Below are 17,271 nucleotides of genomic sequence, written 5' to 3'. Positions count from 1 at the left end.
AAAGGACAGCCCCCGGCATCCCGGTTTGAGCAAGGCTGCGCCGACCCGCCATGATGGACCTGCCTGGTGAGCGGGACGCGGTGAGGGCCGCCTGGAAGACGACGGAGCGAAAAAGCGTGGCACGGGTCGTCGTACGAGAACCACGCACCAACACGAGGGTCACGCCACCACTCGCCGACCCGGAGGCAACCGCCTTCGCGGTTGCCCTGCTCGACGGCGGCTGGGCGGCGTTGTTCCTGCCCGGCGAGCCTGCCCGCCTCGGACGGCTGCTGCTCTGGAAGCCCACCGGGGCAGCGGCGGCAGCCGGCACAGTGCCCGCGAGCGTCCAACCCGAGTCGGTGGAACTGGTGCTGCCGCACGGCCGGTCGGTCCGGCGGCGCAGGGTGGAGGGCTACGCGCTTCCCGTCGCCCTCGCCGTGTCCGCCCTGGCCGGGGCGCAGCCACCGCATCCGTCCGCCGCCGCCTGGCAGGCCGCCGCCCGCCTCGCGCTACGGCTGCTCGCCGACGGCCGTCTCCACCCGGCCCTCACTCCCGCCGGCTACGACACCTGGCAGGCAGGCCCCTTCACCGTCGCCCAGCGTCAGTCACTGGACGCCCTTGTCTCCGCCTTCCCACCCCACGCCCACTGTCTGCCCGAGCCCGGCCCCGGCCCGCTACGGATCGCCGAACCAGGCGCGCTGCTACGACAGTTCTGCGACGCGGTCGCCGACGACCTGGTCCGTACGCCGGCCGCTCCGCTCGCCATGGGAGCGCTGCCGTACGCCTGGCGCGAGACGCGTGCCGTGCCCGCCCTGCGGGAGTGGGCCGAGGAGACCGCCGCCGCGTTCACCGCCGACGTCGGCGTCTCACTGCGGGTCGACGTACCCGAGGGGCGGCGTCGGCAGTTCCGTGCCGTGCTGCAGTTGCACACCGCGGCGGATCCGGCACTCGTCGTAGAGGCCGCACGGCTGTGGAACGAGCCGTCCGAGACCGAGCGCCTCCTCGGCCCTCGCGCCGAGACCGAGACACTGCTCGCACTGCGCCGTGGCGCCCGCGTCTGGTCTCCCCTCGGCCGGCTGCTGAAGGACGCCGCTCCGGACCAGCTGCGGCTGACCGACGACGAAGCCTTCGACCTGCTGGGCGACGCCACCGACACGCTGCGGGCCGCCGGTATCGACGTGCACTGGCCGCGCGAACTGGTCAAGGCTCTCACCGCGACCGCGGAGATCGGACAGCGCACCGCACCCGGCTCCAGCGCCGGCGGCATGCTCGACGCCGACACCCTCCTCGCCTTCCACTGGCAGCTCTCGCTCGGCGGTGAGCCGCTCACCGAAGCCGAGATGGACAGCCTCGCCGAGGCGCGCCGCCCCCTCGTCCGGCTGCGCGACCAGTGGGTGGTCGCCGACCCGAAGCTGGTGGCCCGCGCCCGGCGCCGCCGGATGGAGCCGCTCAGCCCCATGGAGGCACTGGGCGCCGCGCTGACCGGCGAGATCGAGCGGGGCGGGGAGACGATCACCTGCGCGGCGGTCGGGGCACTCGGCGATCTCGTGGCCCGTATCCGCGACCCGGAATCCCGTACCCCCGCCGCCCAGCCCGCCGCTCTGAAGGCCACGCTGCGCGACTACCAGAAGCGGGGCCTGGCCTGGCTGGCCGAGATGTGCGGACTCGGCCTCGGCGGCTGCCTCGCCGACGACATGGGCCTGGGCAAGACCATCACCCTGCTCGCCCTGCACCTGCACCGCCAGACCGACCCCGCCACCGCGGGCCCCACGCTCGTCGTCTGCCCCACCTCCCTGCTCGGCAACTGGCAGCGCGAGGCGGCCCGGTTCGCGCCGACCACGCCGGTGCGCCGCTACCACGGCGGCGACCGCCACCTGAAGGACCTGGCCGACGACGAGGTCGTTCTGGTCACCTACGGGGTGCTGCGCCGCGACCGGGAGGCCCTCGCCGAGAACGCCTGGTCGCTGATCGCCGCCGACGAGGCCCAGCACGTCAAGAACCCCTACGCCGTCACCGCCCGCGAACTGCGCGCCCTGCCCGCCCGCGCCCGCGTCGCCCTCACCGGCACCCCCGTGGAGAACAACCTCTCCGAACTGTGGGCGCTCCTCGACTGGACCACCCCCGGACTCCTCGGCCCGCTCACCGCCTTCCGCGACCGCCACGCCCGCGCGATCGAGTCGGGCGAGGACCCGCATGCCGCCGAACGGCTGTCCCGCCTCGTCCGCCCGTTCCTGCTGCGCCGCAGGAAGTCCGACCCGGGCATCGCGCCGGAACTGCCCGCCAAGACCGAGACCGACCGCGTCGTGCCGCTGACCGCCGAGCAGGCGAGCCTGTACGAAGCGGTGGTCCGCGAAACCATGGCGAAGATCGCCGAAGCCGACGGCATCACCCGCCGCGGCCTCGTCCTCAAGCTCCTCACCGCACTGAAGCAGATCTGCAACCACCCCGCCCAGTACCTGCGCCAGTCCACACCGCTGCACGGCCGCTCGGGCAAACTCGACCTCCTTGACGAACTCGTCGACACCATCACCGCCGAGAGCGAGTCGGTGCTGGTCTTCACCCAGTACAAGCAGATGGCGACCCTCCTGGAGAAGCACCTCGCCGAGCGCGGCATCCCCACCCTCTTCCTGCACGGCGGCACCCCCGTCGCGCGGCGCGAGGAGATGGTGGAACGCTTCCAACGCGGTGAAGTGCCGGTTTTCCTGCTGTCGTTGAAGGCCGCGGGCACCGGACTCAACCTCACTCGCGCCACCCATGTCGTGCACTACGACCGCTGGTGGAACCCTGCCGTCGAGGACCAGGCCACCGACCGCGCCTACCGCATCGGCCAGGACAAGCCCGTACAGGTCCACAAGCTCATCGCCGAGGGCACCGTGGAGGACAGGGTGGCGAAGCTGCTGGAGTCCAAGCGGGCGCTCGCCGACGCCGTGGTCGGCTCCGGCGAGGCCGCGCTGACCGAACTGTCCGACGACGACCTCGCCGAACTCGTCGCCCTGGGGAGGCAGTCATGAGCCCTTCGGTCCCCGGCCCGCGCCGCGCGCCCGCCCGTGGAAGGCGCGCCTTCGCCGCGACCTGGTGGGGCCAGGCGTGGGTCACGGCCCTGGAGGACTCCACCCTGGACTCGGGACGCCTGTCCCGCGGACGCACCTACGCCCGCCAGGGCATGGTCGGCCCCGTCACCGTCGCCCCCGGCCAGGTCAAAGCAGCCGTCCAGGGCAGCCGTCCCCGCCCCTACCGCTCCGCCGTCCACCTGCCCGTCCTCGCCGACGCCCAGTGGGACACCCTCCTCGACACCGTCGCAGCCCGAGCCGGGCACCTCGCCGCACTCCTCGACGGCGAGATGCCCGCCGAACTCGTCGACGACGCCCGCCACGCCGGCGTCCCCCTGCTACCGCAGCCCACCGAACTCGACCCCGAATGCTCCTGCCCCGACTGGGGCCACCCCTGCAAACACGCCGCCGCGCTCTGCTACGCCATCGCCGCCACCATCGACGCCGACCCGTTCCTGCTGTTCGCGCTGCGGGGCCGCGGACGGGACGAGGTTCTCGCGGAGTTGCGCGCACGCCGCACCGCGGGCCGGCCCGGAGACGCCTCGCCCGCCCCGCCCACTCCGGCCGGTATCCACGCGGCCGGCGCCTACGCCGCGTGGGCCGCCCTGGCCGAGAACGCCCCGGGGTTGCCCAACCTGCCCGAACCATCCGCCCTCGCCGCCGCGCTGCCCGTTCCCGCGCCGGCCGGCAGCGGTCTCACCAGCACGGACCTGGAGCGCCTGATGACCGACGCCTCCGCGCGGGCGACAAGACTGCTGTCCGGCGACACCACCAGCCTGCACCTGACCCAGCACCAGGACGCCGTACGCATCGCCGCGAGCGGCCCCGGCCCGGAGTGGTTCCACCACCTGATCCAGAACACCGGCGCCAACCCGATCGCCTTCGCCCGCCTCACCCGCGCCTGGCGCCACGGCGGCTCCACCGGCATCAGCGTCGCTGACCAGCCCCACAGCCCTGACCCGGCGGCGATGACAGCAGCCCGTACCGCCCTGACCACAGCCCTCGCCGAGATGACCGACGGCCCCAGCCGCCTCAGGGCCTGGCGCAACCGCCTCACCCTCACCGACCACGGCATCCAGCTACGCCTGGGACCCGACGCCCGCTGGTACCCCTACCTCCAGGAGAACGACGGCGAATGGTGGCCGGCGGCACCGGCCACCACCGACCCCGTTGCCGCGCTCACCGCGATCTGGCAGCGTACTGGGACGTGACGACAGCGGTGGAGCGCGTGGCGTCCGTTTATTACCGGATGTGAGGACGGGGGCGTGATGAGGCTGGGCGACGCCGAGTACGTGGCAGCGCTGGCCGAGACCATGGAGATCCTTCGGCGTTGGGCGCGGGAAGGCCGCACCGACGGCTGGTACAAGTCCCTCAGCGAAACGCTGAAGGCGGAAGGACACCGCGTCCACTACCGCGGCCCGATCATCAGCCACCTGCTCGCCGACGCGTGCCGCCGGGACAGCCAGGGGGCCAGCCCATGCTCTCCGCCATCGTGATCCTCAAGGCGACCGGCAGGCCCGCCGGCCAGTTCTTCGAGCTGGCGAGCGGGGCCCCGTTCCACCGTACGGCCGTGGACTGGACCTGGGAGCAGGAGCGCGCCCGCGTCTTCGCGCGCTACCGCGAGGGCTGAAGGCAACCCCGGCCGGGGATGTCCGATGCTGCCGTTGCTCGCAGTCACCGGAGCTAGGGTCGTAGGTATGCGACTGAGCACCGTGATCCTTCCCATCCACAGGTGGGGCGAGGGACAGAAGATCTGGCAGCGCGCCGAAGACCTCGGTTTTCACGCCTCCTACACCTACGACCACCTCTCCTGGCGCACCTTCCGGGACGGGCCGTGGTTCGGGGCGGTGCCCACGTTGACCGCAGCGGCGACGGCTACGGAGAGTTTGCGATTGGGGACCCTCGTCACCTCGCCGAACTTCCGGCACCCGGTGACCCTCGCCAAAGAGCTGATCTCCCTGGACGACATCTCTGGCGGCCGGGTGACCCTGGGGATCGGCGCGGGCGGCACCGGCTTCGACGCCACCGCCCTGGGCCAGGACTCATGGACCCCGCGCGAGCGCGCCGACCGGCTCGCCGAGTTCGTACCGCTGCTGGACCGGCTCCTGACCGAGGAATCCGTGTCCTACGAGGGCAACTACTACTCGGCGCACGAGGCACGCAACATCCCCGGCTGCGTCCAGCGCCCCCGGCTGCCCTTCGCGGTCGCCGCGACCGGACCGCGCGGGCTGCAGCTCGCGGCCCGGTACGGACAGGCGTGGGTGACCACGGGCGACCCCAAGCTGTACGAGAACGGCACCCCCGAGCAGTCGGTTCAAGCCCTTCGCGGCCAGTTCGAGAGGTTCGCCGACGCCTGTGCCGCGCGCGGGCGGAACGTACAGGACCTGGACAGGATCCTGCTCACCGGTTTCACCCCGGACCGAAACCGTCCGCTGGAGTCCTTGGCCGCCTTCGTCGACTTCGCGGGCCGACACCAGGAGCTCGGCTTCACGGAGATCGTGGTCCACTGGCCCATCCCGGGCTCCGACTTCGCAGTGGACGAGAAGGTCTTCGAGCAGATCGCCATGGAGGCCCCGGCTCAGCTGCGCTGACCTCGGCATCAGGCCATCGATGCCGCGCCGCTGCCTCATGTGTGCGGACTCCCGCACGGCCGTGCGGGCATATGCGCGAGAATGGCCCGGTGACCTCAGCGACTCGACAGCCCGAGACCCCGGCCGCCGCCCTTCCGCCGCGGCTGATCGCCACCGATCTCGACGGCACTCTGCTGTGCGACGACAAGTCGGTGTCGCCCCGCACGGTCGCCGCACTCGCCGCCGCCGAGGAGGCGGGCATCGAGGTGTTCTTCGTCACCGGCCGCCCGGCCCGCTGGATGGACGTCGTCAGCGACCACGTCCACGGGCATGGCCTGGCGATCTGCGGCAACGGCGCCGCCGTGGTCGACCTGCACGGCGGCCCCGGCGCCCACCGGTTCGTGAAAGTGCGCGAGCTGGCGCGGGAGAACGCGCTGGACGCCGTCCGGCTGCTGCGTGAGGCGGCACCGGGCACCATGTACGCCGTCGAGCAGACGTACGGCTTCTACCAGGAGCCGGAGTACCCCAAGATGCACATGGAGATCCCCGACCATCTCGCGCCGGCCGAGCGACTGCTGGCGCCGGACGGACCCGGGGCCGGCGAGCCGGTGCTGAAGATCCTCGCCTTCCACCCCACGATCGACCCCGACGCCTTTCTCACCCTCGCCCGACTGGCCATCGGCGACCGCGCCAACGTCACCCGCTCCAGCCCCAGCGCCCTGCTGGAGATCAGCGGCCCCGACGTCTCCAAAGCCAGCACGCTGGCCCTGTGCTGTGCGGAGCGTGGCATCTCCCCCGAAGAGGTCGTCGCGTTCGGAGACATGCCGAACGACGTCGAGATGCTCACCTGGGCCGGCCGGTCGTACGCCATGGGCAACGCGCACCCGGACGTACTCGCGGCGGCCTCCGGGCACACGGTCGCCAACAACGAGGACGGCGTGGCCGTCGTCATCGAGCAGCTGCTCGCCGAGTTGTAGTCACCGCTGTCCGGCCGCGAAGTGCAGGTGCGGGCCGGTCACCGCGCGCCCGCCAGCAGCTCCGAGGCCTCCTCCCGCTCGGCCATCCTCCGCAGCGGTCCGTCCTCGGCGGCCAGCGCCAGGTACGGACCGCGCTGCACCACCCGGCCCCCGTCCAGCACGACCACCTCGTCGACCGCCTCGAGACCGGCCAGCCGGTGCGTGATGAGCAGGGTCGTGCGGCCCTCGGTGGCGGCCAGCAGATCCCGGGTGAGCGCGTCGGCGGTCGGCAGGTCCAGATGCTCGGCGGGCTCGTCGAGCACCAGGACCGGGAAGTCGGCGAGCAGCGCCCGGGCCAGCGCGAGCCGCTGCCGTTGTCCGCCGGACAGCCGGGCCCCGTGCTCGCCCACGAGGGTGTCGAGCCCGTCGGGCAGACCGTCGGCCCACTCCAGCAGCCGGGCCCGCGACAACGCGTCCCGCAGTTCCTCCTCGCTCGCCCCCTTCCTGGCGAGCAGCAGGTTCTCGCGGACCGAGCTGTCGAAGAGGTGCGCATCCTGCGCGCACAGCCCGACGAGCCGGCGGACGTCGTCGCCGTCCAGGGAACGGGCGTCCACCCCGCCGAGCGTGTACGAGCCCGCGCCCGCGTCCAGGAACCGCAGCAGCACCTGTGCGAGCGTGGTCTTCCCGGAACCGGAGGGCCCGACGACCGCGATCCGGCGCCCTCGCGTCAGGGTGAGGCCGACTCCGGTGAGCGCCTCCCGGTCCTGTCCGGCGTGGCGCGCGGTCAGCCCGTCGACGACGAGCGGGAACGGCGACGCGGGGCTCTGGCGAGGCCGCTCCGGCTCGCGCACCGGCTCGGGGGAGTCCAGCACCTCGAACACCCGCTCCGCGCTTCTGCGCACCCGCTGGCGGTACTGCACGGCCTGCGGCAGTCCCAGGACGGCCTCGAAGGCAGCCAGCGGGGTGAGGACGACGACGGCCATGGTCACACCGCCCAGTCGGCCGTCGGCGACCGCCTGGGCGCCCACGAGGGCGGCCGCCGCGACGGTCAGCCCGGAGACCAGTGCGATCAGTCCGTCGCCGAGAGCGGTGGCGGTCGCGGCGCGCGAGGCGATCCGGGTGAGCACGGAGTCCGCCGCGCGCACCTCGGCGCGGCGGGCGGGAAGGGCGCCCGCGACGGTCAGTTCGGCGGTGCCGGTGAGCAGGTCAGCCGTGTGGGTGGCGAGCTCCCCTCGGGCGGGCGCGAGCCGACGCTCGGCCCGGCGCGCCACCGCGCCGGTGACCAGTGGGACGCCCACCCCGGCCATGAGCAGTCCGGCGGCGAGCACGGCCCCGGCCGCGGGCAGCAGCCAGGCGGTGAAGGCGATGGCCCCGGCCGCGACGACGACGGCGGCCCCGGCGGGCAGCAGCCAGCGCAGCCAGTAGTCCTGCAGGGCGTCCACGTCGGCGACCAGCCGGCTGAGCAGATCGCCCCGGCGGGTCGTCCGCAGCCCCGCGGGCGCCAGCCGCTCCAGTCGCCGGTAGACGGCGACCCGGGTGTCGGCCAGCATCCGCAGCACGGCGTCGTGCGACACGAGCCGCTCCGCGTACCGGAACACCGCGCGCCCGATGCCGAAGGCCCGGGTCGCCGTCACGGCCACCATCAGGTACAGCACCGGCGGCTGCTGCGAGGCCCGCGAGATGAGCCAACCGGAGGTGGCCATGAGTCCCACGGCGCTGCCGAGGGCAAGGCTGCCCAACAGCAGCGCCAGGCCGAGCCGGCCGCGCCGGGCACCGGCCATGGCACGGACCCGGGCGAGGACGCTGCCCCCGGTCACGGCGGGGCCCGTCTCGGCCTCTTCCGCGACGAACACCGCCGCCGCTTCTTCCAGCGGGGCGGGAGCGTCCTTGGGCATGGCCTCCGCGGGCTCGCGCGTCTCAGCGTCGGCCAGCCGCACGACGCGGTCCGCCACCGCCAGCAGCGCCGGCCGGTGCACGACCAGCAGGACGGTCCGGCCGGCCGCGAGCCGCCGCACGGCCGCCACGACCTCCGCCTCGGTCTCCCCGTCGAGCGCGGCCGTCGGCTCGTCCAGGAGCAGCACGGGCCGGTCCGCGAGGAACGCCCGGGCCAGGGCGAGCCGTTGCCGCTGCCCGGCGGACAGCCCGGTCCCGTCCTCGCCGAGCACGGTGTCGGCCCCGGCGGGCAGCGCGGCGACGAACTCCAGCGCCCCCGCGTCCGCCAGCGCCCCGCGGACGGCCGCGTCGTCGGCGTCGGGACAGGCCAACCGGACGTTCTCGGCGATCGTCCCGGAATAGAGGTGCGGGCGCTGAGGCACCCACGCGATCCGCGACCGCCACTGCTCGAGGTCGGCGACCGCGAGGTCGACTCCCCCGGCCAGCACCCGGCCCTCGGTCGGCGACACGAAGCCCAGCAGTGCGTTCAGAAGGGTCGACTTGCCCGTGCCGCTCGGTCCGACGAGCGCGACCGTCTCGCCGTCCGCGACGGTGAAGGAGACGTCCGAGACCGCGTCGGCGGAGCGTCCGGGGTAGCGGACGGTCACGCCTTCGAAGGCGACCCCGCCCTCGGCCACCGCGACCGTGCCCGACGCCGGTGCCGGCGTCTGCAGCACCTCGAAGATCTCCTCGGCGGCCGCCAGTCCCTCGGCCGCCGCGTGATACTGCGCCCCCACCTGCCGCAACGGGAGGTACGCCTCGGGCGCGAGCACAAGGATCACCAGGCCGATGTACAGGTCCATCTCGCCGTGCACGAGCCGCATGCCGATCGTCACGGCGACCAGGGCCACCGAGAGCGTCGACAGCAGCTCCAGCGCGAACGACGAGATGAAGGCGATGCGCAGGGTCCGCATGGTCGCCTGCCGGTACTCGCCGGTGATGTGCCGGATCGAGTCGGCCTGTGCCTTGGCCCGCCCGAACACCTTCAGCGTGGGCAGCCCGGCGACGACGTCCAGGAAGTGCCCGGACAACCGGGACAGCAGCCGCCACTGACGGTCCATCCGTGACTGGGTGGCCCAGCCGATGAGCATCATGAAGACCGGGATCAGGGGCAGGGTGCCGACGATGATCGCGGCGGACACCCAGTCCTCCGTCACGATCCGCGCGAGGACCGCGACCGGTACGACCACCGCCAGCCCCAACTGCGGCAGGTAGCGCGAGAAGTAGTCGTCGAGGGCATCCACGCCCCGCGTGGCGAGGGCGACCAGCGAACCGGTGCGCTGCCCGCTCAGCCAGCCCGGCCCCAACGTGGTGGCCCGCTCCAGCAACCGCCCCCGGAGCTCCGACTTCACCGCGGCGCTCGCGCGGTGAGCGGCAAGTTCGGCGAGCCAGGCGACCAGCGCACGGCCGAGCGCGACGCCCGCCAACAGCAGCAGGGGAGTGCGCAGTTCGGCGACCGACATGCTGCGCTGGAAGGCGCCGACCACCGCCTCGGCGATCAGCATCGCCTGAGCGATGACCAGCGCCGCTCCGACGACACCCAGCCCGACGACCGCCACCAGGAAGAGGCGAGTGGCGCGGGCGTACCGAAGCAGACGCGGGTCGATCGGTTTCACGTGAAACACCCTCTCCTCAAAGAGTGTGTTTCACGTGAAACACGCTCTCTCCTCATGGGGTGTGTTTCACGTGAAACACACCCCGACCGGGACTCAGTGCGCAGGCTCAGCGATGTGCTGCGTACCGATCCGCTTGCGGAACACCCAGTACGTCCACCCCTGGTAGAGCATCACGAGCGGTGTCGCGATCGCCGCGCACCAGGTCATGATCTTCAAGGTGTACGGACTCGACGAGGCGTTGGTCACCGTGAGGCTCCAGTCCGCGTTGAGCGAGGACGGCATGACGTTCGGGAAGAGCGTCAGGAAGAGCATCGCCATGGCGGCCACGATGGTGACTCCGGAGAAGGCGAACGACCAGCCCTCACGCCCCGCCTGGTTCGCCACCAGCGCCGCGACCAGGGCGGCGACCGCCACGACCAGCGCGACCAGACTCTTGGCGTCGCCGCCGTCGACCTGCGTCCACGACAGGAAGACCAGCGCGAGCACAGCGGTCGCCAGACCGACCTGGGACGCGAGCCTCCGCGCCCGCTCGCGGATCTCACCGACGGTCTTGAGGGCCGTGAACACCGCACCGTGGAAGGTGAACAGCGTCAGCGTCACCAGGCCGCCGAGCAGCGCGTACGGGTTGAGCAGAGCCCAGAAGCCGCCGACGTACTCGAAGTTCCGGTCGATCTTGACGCCGTGCACGATGTTGCCGAAAGCCACGCCCCACAGGAACGCGGGGAGGAGCGAAGTCCAGAAGATCGCGGTCTCCCAGTTGCGCTGCCAGTTCTCCTCGGGCCGCTTCGCCCGGTATTCGAAGGCGACGCCCCGCACGATCAGGCAGACCAGGATGAACAGCAGGGGCAGGTAGAACCCGGAGAAGAGCGTGGCGTACCACTCCGGGAAGGCAGCGAAGGTCGCGCCGCCCGCCGAGAGCAGCCACACCTCGTTGCCGTCCCAGACGGGTCCGATGGTGTTGATGAGCACGCGCCGCTCGGGCCGGTTACGGGCGAGCAGTTTGGTGAGGATGCCGACCCCGAAGTCGAAGCCCTCCAGGAAGAAGTATCCGGTCCACAGGACGGCGATCAGGACGAACCAGACGTCGTGCAGTTCCATGACTGTGCAGCTCCCTCGGCCTAGTACGAGAAGGCCATCGGCTTGTCGGCGTCACGGGGGTCGCCGCCGATCTTCGTGGGCGGGTTCAGGTCGGCCTCGGTCAGCTCGGGCGGGCCGGCCTTCACGTACTTCGCCAGCAGCTTGACCTCGACGACGGCGAGGATCGCGTACAGCGTGGTGAAGACGATCATCGAGGTGATGACCTCGCCCTGGGAGACCCCGGGGGAGACCGCGTCGCGGGTCTGCAGGACGCCGTAGACGACCCAGGGCTGGCGGCCCATCTCGGTGAAGATCCAGCCCCAGGAGCTGGCGATCAACGGGAAGCCCAGGGTCCAGATCGCCGTCAGCCAGTAGAGCTTGGTGAGCTTCGGGTTGAGCGCCTTGTTCCTGAACAGCACCACATGCGGCACCTCGTCCTCGCCGACCCTCAGGTGCTGCGGCAGCAGGAACTTCTTACGGGTCAGCCAGAGTCCGGCCAGGCCGATCGCGAAGGACGTCATGCCGAAGCCGATCATCCAGCGGAAGCCCCAGTAGGCGACGGGAATGTTGGGCCGGTAGTCGCCGGGCCCGAACTTCTCCTGCTCGGCCTTGTTGACGTCGTTGATGCCGGGGACGTACGAGGTGAAGTCGTCGTTCGCGAGGAAGGACAGCAGGCCGGGGATCTCTATGGCGACCTTGTTGTGCCCCTTCTCTACGTCGCCGTAGGCGAAGACCGAGAAGGGCGCGGGCGCCTCGCCGTCCCACAGCGCTTCGGCGGCGGCCATCTTCATCGGCTGCTGCTTGAACATGACCTTGCCGAGGAGGTCGCCGCTGACGGCGGTGAGCAGACCGGCGATGACCACGGTGATGAGGCCCAGCCGCAGCGAGGTCTTCATCACCGGGATGTGCTTCTTGCGGTACAGGTGGAAGGCCGCGATGCCGACCATGAAGGCGCCGCCGGTGAGGAAGGCCGCGGTCAGGGTGTGGAAGACCTGGGTGAGCGCGGTGTTCTGGGTCAGCACGGCCCAGAAGTCGGTCAGTTCGGCCCGCCCCTTCTCCTCGTTGATCCGGTAGCCGACCGGGTGCTGCATCCACGAGTTGGCCGCGAGGATGAAGTAGGCCGACAGGATCGTGCCGATCGAGACCATCCAGATGCAGGCCAGGTGGATCTTCTTCGGCAGCTTGTCCCAGCCGAAGATCCACAGACCGATGAAGGTGGACTCGAAGAAGAAGGCGATCAGCGCCTCGAAGGCGAGCGGGGCGCCGAAGACGTCGCCGACGAAGCGCGAGTAGTCCGACCAGTTCATTCCGAACTGGAACTCCTGCACGATGCCGGTGACGACACCCATCGCGATGTTGATCAGGAAGAGCTTGCCCCAGAACTTCGTCGCCCTCAGGTACTTCTCGTTCTCCGAGCGCACCCAGGCGGTCTGCAACCCGGCGGTGAGGGCCGCGAGGGAGATCGTCAGGGGGACGAAGAGGAAGTGGTAGACGGTGGTGATGCCGAACTGCCAGCGCGCCAGTGTCTCCGGCGCCAGAGCCAGGTCCACGTCGTCACACTCCTTACCTCAGCCGCTTGCGAGAGTCGCTTGTGAAAGCGTTCACATTCACAAGCTAGTATGCCGCACCGATTTTCGACATGGGAAGGGGGGTCCCGCTTACCCACGGAAACCCCCCGATGCAGCGTCGGCTACAGCTCCTTGCGGAACCCTTCCGCCACCTTCAGGAAGATGTCGTTCGCCTCGTTCTCCCCGACCGTCACCCGCACGCCCTCGCCCGGGAACGGCCGCACCACGACGCCTGCCTGCTCACACGCCGCCGCGAAGGCGACCGTCCGCTCGCCCAGCCGCAGCCACACGAAGTTGGCCTGCGTCTCGGGCACCGTCCAGTCCTGCGCCCGCAGCCCCTCGACCACCCGCAGTCGCTCGCACACCAGCGAGCCCACTCGGCCGAGCAGCGCGTCCTCGGCGCGCAGCGAGGCGACCGCGGCCTCCTGCGCGAGCTGGCTCACACCGAACGGCACCGCGGTCTTGCGCAGCGCCTCCGCCACCGGCTCGTGGGCGATGGCGAAGCCGACGCGCAGTCCCGCGAGGCCGTAGGCCTTGGAGAAGGTCCGCAGCACGCAGACGTTGGGCCGCTTCCGGTACAGCTCGACGCCGTCCGGCACCTCGGGGTCGCGGATGAACTCCCGGTAGGCCTCGTCCAGCACGACCAGCACGTCACTCGGCACCCGGTCGAGGAACCGTTCCAGCTCGGCCCGCTTCACGACGGTGCCCGTGGGGTTGTTGGGGTTGCAGACGAAGATCAGCCGGGTCCGGTCGGTGATCGCGTCGGCCATCGCGTCCAGGTCGTGCACATCGCCCGGCGTCAACGGCACCTGCACGGCCCGCGCGCCGCTGATCCGCGTGATGATCGGGTACGCCTCGAACGACCGCCAGGCGTAGATCACCTCGTCGCCGGGGCCCGCGGTCGCCTGGACGAGCTGCTGGGCGACGCCGACGGAGCCCGTGCCCGTGGCCAGGTGGGCGGCCGGGACGCCGAAGCGCTCGGAGAGCTCGTTCACCAGACCCGTGCAGGCCAGGTCCGGGTAGCGGTTGAAGGAGGCGGCCGCGGCCGTCACGGTCTCCATCACGCCCGGCAGCGGCGGATAGGGGTTCTCGTTGGACGACAGCTTGTAGGCCACGCGACCACCGGCCGCGGCGGGCTTGCCCGGCTTGTAGGTGGGGATCCCCTCCAGCTCGGCGCGCAGCTTGGGGCTCGTCTCGCTCACCGCAGTCCTCCTCGTGACCACCACCGGACCACCACCGGCTTCAATACTGCTCACCTTATGAGGATTCGGCGCGGCTGCGTACAGCTCGCGCACGGCCGCGGAGGCGCCTCGGCACGGATCGGAGGGATCTCCGCGACTTCTGAGGACGAAGCCGTACGAAGGCGTACGCCCCAGGGGGCGCGCTGCACATATATCTACGCGCCGGTGGCTCGCGCCGTGGCGCGCATCCCTCGTGCAGGTGAGTTGAGACCTCTTCGAAACATCGGTGCCTTGGCAGGCTCATCCGTGTCGACACGTCACGTCTTGGCATTGGAACGGTCAACTGCCTTTGTTTCTAATGCATTTGATGCCCTGCAGCCTTGCAGAAACGTGCCTGTCAACGCGTGCATATGCGTCCGCCCTACCCCACCGAATGAGCCCTACTATCGGCTCGCCATGACAGCAGCAGGGAAGCACCAGGTGAGCCGCGCGGAAACCTCACGCCGAGGCAGCCGGCCGGGCCGGGCGGGCATCAGGGACGTGGCCGCCGCCGCCGGAGTCTCCATCACGACCGTCTCCGACGCCCTCAACGGCAAGGGCAGGCTCCCCGATGCCACCCGACGCCATGTCCGCGAGGTCGCCGACCGACTGGGCTACCGCCCCTCAGCGGCCGCCCGAACACTCCGTACCGGCAAGTCAGGACTCATCGGCCTGACCGTGACCACGTACGGGGATGAACCTTTCACCTTCACCGAATTCGCGTACTTCGCGGAGATGGCGCGCGCCGCGACGTCGGCCGCGCTCGCCCGCGGCTACGCACTCGTCATCCTCCCGGCGACCTCGCGCCACGACGTGTGGTCGAACGTCGCCCTGGACGGCACGGTCGTCATCGACCCCTCCGACCAGGATCCGGTGGTCAGCGAGCTCGTCCGGCAGGGTTTACCGGTCGTCTCCGACGGCCGTCCGGCCGGCACGCTCCCGGTCACCGCATGGGTGGACAACGACCACGAGGCCGCCGTCCTCGACATTCTCGACCACCTGGCCGACGCCGGCGCCCGCCGCATCGGCCTGCTCACGGGCACCACGACGGACACGTACACGCATCTGTCGACCAGCGCCTACCTGCGGTGGTGCGAGCGGGTCGGCCAGGACCCGGTCTACGAGGCCTACCCCGCGCACGACCCGTGCGCGGGCGCCGTGGCCGCCGACCGTTTGCTGGCCCGCCCCGACCGCCCCGACGCGGTCTACGGCCTGTTCGACCCCAACGGCACCGATCTGCTCGCCGCCGCCCGCCGCTACGGGCTGCGCGTCCCCGAGGACCTGCTGATCGTCTGTTGCAGCGAGTCCACGGTGTACGCCAACACCGAGCCGCCCGTGACCACCCTCTCGTTGAAACCGCGCCGCATCGGCACAGCGGTGGTCCAGCTCCTCATCGACGCGATCGAGGGCGCGGAATCCGACCACCCGGTCGAGCAGGTGATACCGACCGAGCTGATCGTGCGGACGTCGTCCCAACGACGCTCCCCCCGCACCACGGTCAGCCCTCCGAGGGCCCCGGAAGAGCAGTGACCCAGGCCGCCCCTTCCTCGTCCCCACGCTGCCGTGGGCACGAGGAAGGGGCGGCTTGCGTCAACGTAGGTAGTCGGGGCCGCACGTACGGGCGTTTTCCCGACGGCGCTCGAGGCGCCCCGGGCGTCAGGAGTCTCCGAAGCCGCCGAGGGGCCCGGTGCCGCTCGACGACGCAAAACCATCGCCCCTGGACCACTCCGCCACTCGCGGCCGCATCCGACGAAATCGCCCTTCCCGGCGAGCCGGCGAACCACCGAGACGTCCCTCCCCCAGCCACACAGCTCGCCCCCGCCCAAGCCGCAGCAGTTCTCCGTCCTCGCCGTCGGAGCCGCCCGGGTGGGTGTGGGCATGGTGTGTGCCGGGTGAGTGCGGGCTGCCGAAGCCCGGTCCAATCGGGGCGAAAGCCGCGATGAACTGGAGCCTTGCTCCGATTGACCACCCCTGGGTCATCACACGGCACGATCCGCATTCCTATGATGGGCGCACGGCACCACGGGCCGCTGCGACCAAGCGGCCCGAGGAGTGCAGATGCGGCGCGATGGTGGAGGGGTCTGATGACTCAGGGGGCCGGTCAGGGACCCGAGGTGGAGCGGACGGCGACGTTGCGCGACTTCCGGGTGCCCGCGTACGTCCACGAGACCGGTCCGTACGACCACGACACACATCCCGGCAACGCCGCGCCACCCGTCGACGAGCCGCTGGAGCATCCGGACGGCTACACGCCCACCCAGCGCGATCTGCCCGTGATCAGCCGCCGCGGCGACACCCTTCAGGTGACCGTGGATCCGGCGGCCGTCCAGGCTCCGCTGCCCGCGACCGGCCCCGGTCCGCTGTTCGTCGTCGGCGACGTGCACGGATACCTCGACGAACTGATGGCCGCACTCCAGGAGAAGGGCCTGATCGACGACGCCGGCGACTGGTGCGCGGGCACCGCCCGGCTGTGGTTCCTCGGCGACTTCACCGACCGCGGACCGGACGGCATCGGCGTCATCGACCTCGTCATGCGGCTGTCCGCCGAGGCCGCCGCCGCCGGCGGATACTGCAAGGCCCTCATGGGCAACCACGAACTGCTGCTGCTCGGTGCCAAGCGCTTCGGCGACACCCCCGTCAACTCCGGCGCGGGCACCGCCACCTTCCAGGCGGCCTGGCTGCTCAACGGCGGCCAGAAGTACGACATGGACCGTCTTCAGGACCACCACCTCCAGTGGATGGCCCGCCTCGACGCCGTCGAGGAGGTCGACGGCCATCTGCTCGTCCACTCCGACACCACCGCCTACCTCGACTACGGCGACTCGATCGAGGCGGTCAACGACACCGTCCGCGAGACGATCACGCGCAACGACGCGGACGAGGTGTGGGACCTGTTCCGCAAGTTCACCAAACGCTTCTCCTTCCGGGACGAAGGTGGAGCCGACGCCGTCCGTTCCCTGCTCGATACGTACGGCGGTACCCGAATCGTTCACGGCCACAGCCCGATTCCCTATCTGCTGGGCGAAGTCGGCTCGGACTCGGAGGACGGCGAGGACAGCGGCGGTCCCCATGTCGAAGGACCGCACGTCTACGCCGACGGACTGGCCATCGCGATGGACGGCGGCGTGACGATGGCCGGAAAACTGCTGGTCCAGCAACTGCCCCTGGATATCTGACCGTTCCCGGGGCATGCTGTGCCCCACTTTCGACTCGCCCGTGACACCGCAGGCCAGGGGCCAATTTCGGCAAACCCCCTGTCACCCCATGCCGTCGCCGCTCTACCATCGGTCTATCCGTAGCAGG

Annotated in this window: 12 protein-coding genes; 8 read left to right on the top strand and 4 right to left on the bottom strand. The window is 71.1% G+C overall.

Translation table 11 applies throughout. The annotated features are described in order from the left end of the window. The first annotated feature begins 50 nt into the window (after positions 1 to 50). The 6 genes from AB0J04_RS06810 (at position 51) to AB0J04_RS06785 (ending at position 6,576) form a co-directional block, all read left to right on the top strand. Positions 51 to 2,990, top strand: coding sequence for a DEAD/DEAH box helicase (locus AB0J04_RS06810; RefSeq protein WP_363167295.1), 2,940 nt, complete (start codon positions 51 to 53; stop codon positions 2,988 to 2,990). Next, positions 2,987 to 4,240 (top strand): SWIM zinc finger family protein, encoded by a 1,254-nt coding sequence (locus AB0J04_RS06805; protein WP_363167294.1) that lies wholly within the window; start codon positions 2,987 to 2,989, stop codon positions 4,238 to 4,240. The genes AB0J04_RS06810 and AB0J04_RS06805 overlap by 4 nt, the downstream gene beginning before the upstream one ends. A 54-nt stretch (positions 4,241 to 4,294) precedes the next feature. Continuing rightward, on the top strand, positions 4,295 to 4,525 hold the full coding sequence (locus AB0J04_RS06800) for a hypothetical protein (protein ID WP_363167293.1): 231 nt from the start codon (positions 4,295 to 4,297) through the stop codon (positions 4,523 to 4,525). Continuing rightward, positions 4,507 to 4,659, top strand: a complete 153-nt coding sequence (locus tag AB0J04_RS06795; RefSeq protein ID WP_363167292.1) for a hypothetical protein — start codon at positions 4,507 to 4,509, stop codon at positions 4,657 to 4,659. The genes AB0J04_RS06800 and AB0J04_RS06795 overlap by 19 nt, the downstream gene beginning before the upstream one ends. 67 nt (positions 4,660 to 4,726) lie before the next feature. Then, complete coding sequence (locus tag AB0J04_RS06790) at positions 4,727 to 5,620, top strand: LLM class flavin-dependent oxidoreductase (protein WP_363167291.1); 894 nt, start codon at positions 4,727 to 4,729, stop codon at positions 5,618 to 5,620. A 71-nt stretch (positions 5,621 to 5,691) separates the two neighbouring features. After that, a complete protein-coding gene (locus tag AB0J04_RS06785; protein ID WP_363167290.1) occupies positions 5,692 to 6,576 on the top strand; it encodes a Cof-type HAD-IIB family hydrolase in 885 nt (294 codons plus the stop codon). A 38-nt stretch (positions 6,577 to 6,614) separates the two neighbouring features. Here the strand turns inward: AB0J04_RS06785 and cydD are convergent, their stop codons facing one another. The 4 genes from cydD to hisC form a co-directional block, all read right to left on the bottom strand. After that, the gene (gene cydD / locus AB0J04_RS06780; RefSeq protein ID WP_363167289.1) at positions 6,615 to 10,103 is read right to left on the bottom strand and encodes a thiol reductant ABC exporter subunit CydD; all 3,489 of its coding nucleotides are present in this window, start codon (positions 10,101 to 10,103) and stop codon (positions 6,615 to 6,617) included. A 93-nt stretch (positions 10,104 to 10,196) separates the two neighbouring features. Next, complete coding sequence (cydB, locus tag AB0J04_RS06775; protein ID WP_363167288.1) at positions 10,197 to 11,201, bottom strand: cytochrome d ubiquinol oxidase subunit II; 1,005 nt, start codon at positions 11,199 to 11,201, stop codon at positions 10,197 to 10,199. Between the two features lie 20 nt (positions 11,202 to 11,221). Continuing rightward, on the bottom strand, positions 11,222 to 12,730 hold the full coding sequence (locus AB0J04_RS06770; RefSeq protein WP_363167287.1) for a cytochrome ubiquinol oxidase subunit I: 1,509 nt from the start codon (positions 12,728 to 12,730) through the stop codon (positions 11,222 to 11,224). Between the two features lie 140 nt (positions 12,731 to 12,870). Further along, positions 12,871 to 13,950: a histidinol-phosphate transaminase gene (gene hisC, locus AB0J04_RS06765; RefSeq protein ID WP_363167286.1), complete on the bottom strand. Its 1,080-nt coding sequence runs from the start codon at positions 13,948 to 13,950 to the stop codon at positions 12,871 to 12,873. Positions 13,951 to 14,385: 435 nt separating this feature from the next. Here hisC and AB0J04_RS06760 point away from each other — a divergent pair, with 435 nt between their 5' ends. Together AB0J04_RS06760 and AB0J04_RS06755 are read left to right on the top strand one after the other, a co-directional pair. Further along, positions 14,386 to 15,498 (top strand): LacI family DNA-binding transcriptional regulator, encoded by a 1,113-nt coding sequence (locus AB0J04_RS06760; RefSeq protein ID WP_363167285.1) that lies wholly within the window; start codon positions 14,386 to 14,388, stop codon positions 15,496 to 15,498. A gap of 554 nt (positions 15,499 to 16,052) precedes the next feature. Beyond that, positions 16,053 to 17,144, top strand: coding sequence for a metallophosphoesterase (locus AB0J04_RS06755; protein WP_363167284.1), 1,092 nt, complete (start codon positions 16,053 to 16,055; stop codon positions 17,142 to 17,144). Positions 17,145 to 17,271 lie beyond the last annotated feature (127 nt).

This window comes from Streptomyces sp. NPDC050263 (assembly GCF_040655955.1).
Lineage (GTDB): Bacteria > Actinomycetota > Actinomycetes > Streptomycetales > Streptomycetaceae > Streptomyces.
This window is presented reverse-complemented; position numbering and strand designations above follow the sequence as displayed.